Source organism: Sinomonas sp. (genome assembly GCF_036848755.1).
Taxonomy (GTDB): domain Bacteria; phylum Actinomycetota; class Actinomycetes; order Actinomycetales; family Micrococcaceae; genus Sinomonas.
Map to the genome: position 1 here is coordinate 1,105 of NZ_DAIUJO010000039.1, position 4,668 is coordinate 5,772.

Consider the following 4,668-nt stretch of genomic DNA (forward strand, 5'->3'; position numbering starts at 1 on the left):
CCCCTGCCGTTGGTGCGAGCGGGGAGCGAAGGGCCGACCAGTACCCGGCGGCCTGCGCTGAGGCGTCAGGCGGCCTGTGTCAGCCTGTGAAGCGCTGAGTGGAATAGGTGCGCGGGGTCCGGACGCCAGGCCGCTGGAGCGGCACCCAGAGCTTGTAGCGGTCTGCCCGGTAGTACGAGACCGAGTAGTCGACCATGGCCTTTGCGACGTAAGCGTGCCGCTGGATCTTGAGCAGGGGCGCTCCCATGTCGACCTTGAGCAGGCGTGCAATGGATGGCGACGCCGCGGTGGCCTCGATCATGTCCTCCCCCCACTCCATGACGAGGCCGTAGCGCTCGCTGAGAACCTGGTAGAGGGACGTCGGGGGCGGACCCTCGGTGAAGCCGGGGACGCGGTGAGCGAGGATGTAGTTCTCGTCCACGCTCATGGGTTCCTGATCGGCAAGGAGGAGACGCCGGAAGCGGACCACCGCAGTGCCTTCGTCAACCTGGAGTTCCCGCGCGAGATGGGCCGAGGCGCCGATCTCCTCGAAGCTCAAGACCTTGGCGTCCGGGACCATTCCTCGGCGTTGCATCTCCTCGCTGTACGAGGTCAGCTTCATCTGAAGGTCCAGTTTGGGACGGCTTACGAAGGTCCCCAGTCCGACGATTCTGTCGAGAACTCCCTCTGCGACGAGGGCGTCTATGGCCTGACGGACCGTCATGCGGGCGAGGCCAAAGCGCTGTGCGAGTTCGCGCTCCGAGGGAAGCGGTGCGCCGGGCGTCAGCTTCGTCTGGATGTGCTCACGGAGGAGCTCACGAAGCTGGACGTACATCGCGGTCTTCGACGACCTGTCGAGCCTTCCGGCGATGCTCTCGGCGTCTTCCACCCGTTCCTCCTGATCACCTGGCACCACCAAGAAGGCTACACGCTCCGGAGCGTCTGAAAGCTCCTTCCAACAACGGAAGGGTCCGGCATCCTGATCAGGATGCCGGACCCCTCCGTTCACCGCTCAGAGAATGATCTCCGAGGTCAGACCAGGCTCAGTGAGCGTGGTCTCCGCGGCTGTACTCGAAAACCCACCCGACGAGCGCGACGATGCCGATGCCAGCACCCACGAGCGTGATCCACCAGCCGATGGCAACGCCGAGCAGCGCCGTTGCAGCTGACGCACCGAGCACGATCGGCCACCAGCTCCACGGGCTGAAGTGGCCCTGCTCACCGGCGCCCTCGTGAACCTCTGCGTCCTCGCGGTCTTCCGGTCGAGTACCGACCCGGCGCGAGGTGACGCCGAGGTAGGAACCGATCATGGCTGCCAGACCGCCCAGAAGGAAGATGCCCATGATGCCGACCCACTCAGACCAGTTGGTCAGCCAGCCGTAGACGATGGCGACTGGGATGAAGAAGAAGGCGCCCAGCCCGAAGAGCCTCGATTCGATCTTCACTAGTGCGTTTCCTTCCGGTCAGCGGTCACGGCTGCGGCCGTCTGGGCGTGCTGGATCGAACCGGCCATCGAGAGCTCCGGGTGGTGGAGGTCAAGCGCGGGCCGCTCAGAACGGATGCGCGGCAGCGACGTGAAGTTGTGGCGCGGAGGCGGGCACGAGGTCGCCCACTCGAGTGATGCCCCGAAGCCCCACGGGTCGTCGACGGTCACACGCTTGCCGCTGCGGGCCGTGATGTACACGTTCCAGAAGAACGGGATGAGCGATGCGCCGAGGACGAACGAGGAGATCGTCGAGAACTGGTTCATCCACGTGAACCCGTCCTGTGGCAGGTAGTCGGCGTAGCGGCGCGGCATGCCCATGACTCCCAGCCAGTGCTGGATGAGGAACGTGCCGTGGAATCCGATGAGCAGGAGCCAGAAGTGGATCTTGCCCAGCCGCTCGTTGAGCATCTTGCCCGTCCACTTGGGCCACCAGAAGTAGAAGCCCGCGAACATCGCGAACACGACGGTTCCGAAGACGACGTAGTGGAAGTGGGCGACCACGAAGTAGGTGTCCGAGACGTGGAAGTCGAGCGGCGGCGAGGCCAGGATGATCCCGGTGAGGCCACCGAAGAGGAACGTGATGAGGAAGCCGAGGCTCCACAGCATCGGCGTCTCGAACGTGATCGATCCTCGCCACATCGTTCCGATCCAGTTGAAGAACTTCACGCCTGTCGGAACGGCGATGAGCATCGTCATGAAGGAGAAGAACGGCAGCAGCACAGCGCCGGTGACGTACATGTGGTGGGCCCACACCGTCACGGAGAGCGCCGCGATCGAGATGGTGGCGAAGACAAGACCCTTGTAGCCGAAGATCGGCTTGCGGCTGAAGACCGGGAAGATCTCTGAGACGATGCCGAAGAACGGCAGCGCGATGATGTACACCTCGGGGTGGCCGAAGAACCAGAACAGGTGCTGCCAGAGGATGGCCCCGCCGTTCTCGGGATCGAAGATGTGAGCCCCGAACCGGCGATCTGCGCCGAGACCGAAGAGTGCGGCCGCAAGCGGCGGGAAGGCCATCAGCACGAGGATCGCGGTGATGAGCGTGTTCCACGTGAAGATGGGCATGCGCCACATCGTCATGCCAGGGGCCCGCATGCAGATGATTGTCGTGATGAAGTTGACGGCGCCGAGGATCGTGCCGAAACCGGAGAGCGCCAGCCCGAAGACCCAGAGATCGCCGCCGATTCCCGGAGTGAAGGTTGTGTCCGAGAGCGGTGCGTACGCGAACCATCCGAACGAGGCCGCACCCTGAGGCGTGATGAAGCCAGCGACCGCGATCGAGGAGCCGAAGAGGAAGAACCAGAAGGCGAGCGCGTTGAGGCGCGGGAAGGCGACGTCGGGGGCGCCGATCTGAAGCGGCATGATCACGTTCGCAAAGCCAGCGAAAAGCGGTGTGGCGAACATGAGGAGCATGACGGTGCCGTGCATCGTGAAGAGCTGGTTGTACTGCTCCTTCGTCTGCAGGATCTGCATGCCAGGCTCGAAGAGCTCCGCGCGGATCAGGAGCGCCATCACGCCGCCCAGGCAGAAGAAGATGAACGACGCGATCAGGTACATGTACCCGATCGTCTTGTGGTCGGTCGACGTGATCCAGTTGACGACGATACGTCCCTTGGATCGCGGCACGACCGGCGCATTGAGGGCCCCGGCCGAGGGCGACTGTGTATAGGTAGCCACGATGATTCCCTTACTTCTGATTCAGATCCGGGTTGCGGTCGTACGTCGTGTCGAGCAGACCCTTGGGCAGACCGGCAAGGTGAGCCTGGAAGTCGGCCTCCGAGACGACCTTCACCTGGAACAGCATCTCGGAGTGGTACTCGCCGCAGAGCTCGGCACACTTGCCTTCGTAGGTGCCCACCTTCTCCGGCGTGAAGTACATGGTGTTCGGATGGCCCGGGATCACGTCGCGCTTCTGGAGGAACGCGGGGACCCAGAACGAGTGGATGACGTCGCGCGACGTGAGGTCGAGCGTGACCGTCTTGCCGACCGGCAGGTAGAGCGTCGGGAGCGTGTTGAGGTCAACAGGAGTGCCGTTGAGGTGGGTTTGGGTGCCCGCCTCGTAGACGTTGTCCTTGATGATCCCGCCCTGCTTGTAGTTGAAGTCCCACGACCACTGCTTGCCCACGACGTTGATCGTGACGTCGGGGTTGGCGTTCGGGTTGTCGATCGCTCGCTGGTCGCGGTCGGTGAAGTAGAAGAACACCACGACGAGGAAGAGGGGAATCGCCGTGTAGAAGATTTCGAGCGGCAGGTTGTAGCTCGTCTGCCGGGGGAAGCCGACAGTGCCCTTCCGCCGACGGTACGCGATGATGCACCAGAGGATCAGCGCCCAAGTGATGGCTCCGACCGTGAGGGCAGCAATCCACGAGTTGACCCAGAGGTCCGTGACCATCGCTGTGTGGTTTGTCGTGTCCCGCGATCCCGGCAGCCAGCCGTTCTGTACCTGACTTGTACATCCAGACAGTGCGAGCGCTCCTGCAACGGCAACGGAAGCTACCGTGATGATCCGAGTGCGCTGGCTGCTGGTTCGGTTCTGCGACCTCACAGACGGCCCTTCCTCTTGATGCTTCGGCCGGGCGCTCTCGTCCACGGTGAGACCCGCAGAAACTCGCTCCTCGGCGGCATAGTTTTACTACTCGGTGTAGAGCTTACAGCCATCGCAAAGGAATCGCCCACATCCTGCACATGCACGTCGGCCGTGCCTTCCACGCTCGGGATGAGCTGTCGAAGGCACGGCCGGCATGCACGCGGCAACAGGTCAGTGGAACGAGTCGCCGCACGCGCACGAACCCTGCGCGTTGGGGTTGTCGATGGTGAATCCCTGCTTGGAGATCGTGTCCTCGAAGTCGATGGTCGCGCCAGCGAGGTAGGGCACGCTCATCTTGTCGACCACGACCTCGACGCCATCGAAGTCGCGGACCGCGTCGCCGTCGAGGAGCCGCTCATCGAAGTAGAGCTGGTAGATGAGGCCGGAGCACCCGCCCGGCTGGACGGCGACACGCAGACGGAGATCCGTTCGCCCTTCCTGCTCAAGAAGGCTGCGGACCTTGCCCGCGGCGACCTCGGTGAGGGTCACCTCGTGTGAACCGATGGCCTCGGTGGTCTCGTTCGTTGCAGTGCTCATTCCATACCTTCCCTGTGTCCCTTGTTTCCATGCTACGGCGGGCTCGGGGACGGACGCTAACCCTTCCCTGTGCCCAGTG

General features: G+C 63.5%; 5 protein-coding genes. All 5 read right to left on the reverse strand.

The window, feature by feature from the left end; all coding sequences use genetic code 11:
• Positions 1-79 precede the first annotated feature (79 nt).
• Positions 80-814, reverse strand: coding sequence for a GntR family transcriptional regulator (locus V7053_RS08290; RefSeq protein WP_443022595.1), 735 nt, complete (start codon positions 812-814; stop codon positions 80-82).
• A gap of 208 nt (positions 815-1,022) precedes the next feature.
• Positions 1,023-1,424, reverse strand: a complete 402-nt coding sequence (locus V7053_RS08295; protein ID WP_334171805.1) for a cytochrome c oxidase subunit 4 — start codon at positions 1,422-1,424, stop codon at positions 1,023-1,025.
• Positions 1,424-3,142 (reverse strand): aa3-type cytochrome oxidase subunit I, encoded by a 1,719-nt coding sequence (gene ctaD / locus V7053_RS08300; protein ID WP_334171806.1) that lies wholly within the window; start codon positions 3,140-3,142, stop codon positions 1,424-1,426. Before ctaD ends, V7053_RS08295 begins: the two co-directional genes overlap by 1 nt.
• A 10-nt stretch (positions 3,143-3,152) precedes the next feature.
• The gene (gene ctaC / locus V7053_RS08305; protein ID WP_334171807.1) at positions 3,153-4,010 is read right to left on the reverse strand and encodes an aa3-type cytochrome oxidase subunit II; all 858 of its coding nucleotides are present in this window, start codon (positions 4,008-4,010) and stop codon (positions 3,153-3,155) included.
• A 213-nt stretch (positions 4,011-4,223) separates the two neighbouring features.
• A complete protein-coding gene (locus V7053_RS08310) occupies positions 4,224-4,589 on the reverse strand; it encodes a HesB/IscA family protein (RefSeq protein ID WP_043120530.1) in 366 nt (121 codons plus the stop codon).
• Between the last annotated feature and the right edge of the window lie 79 nt (positions 4,590-4,668).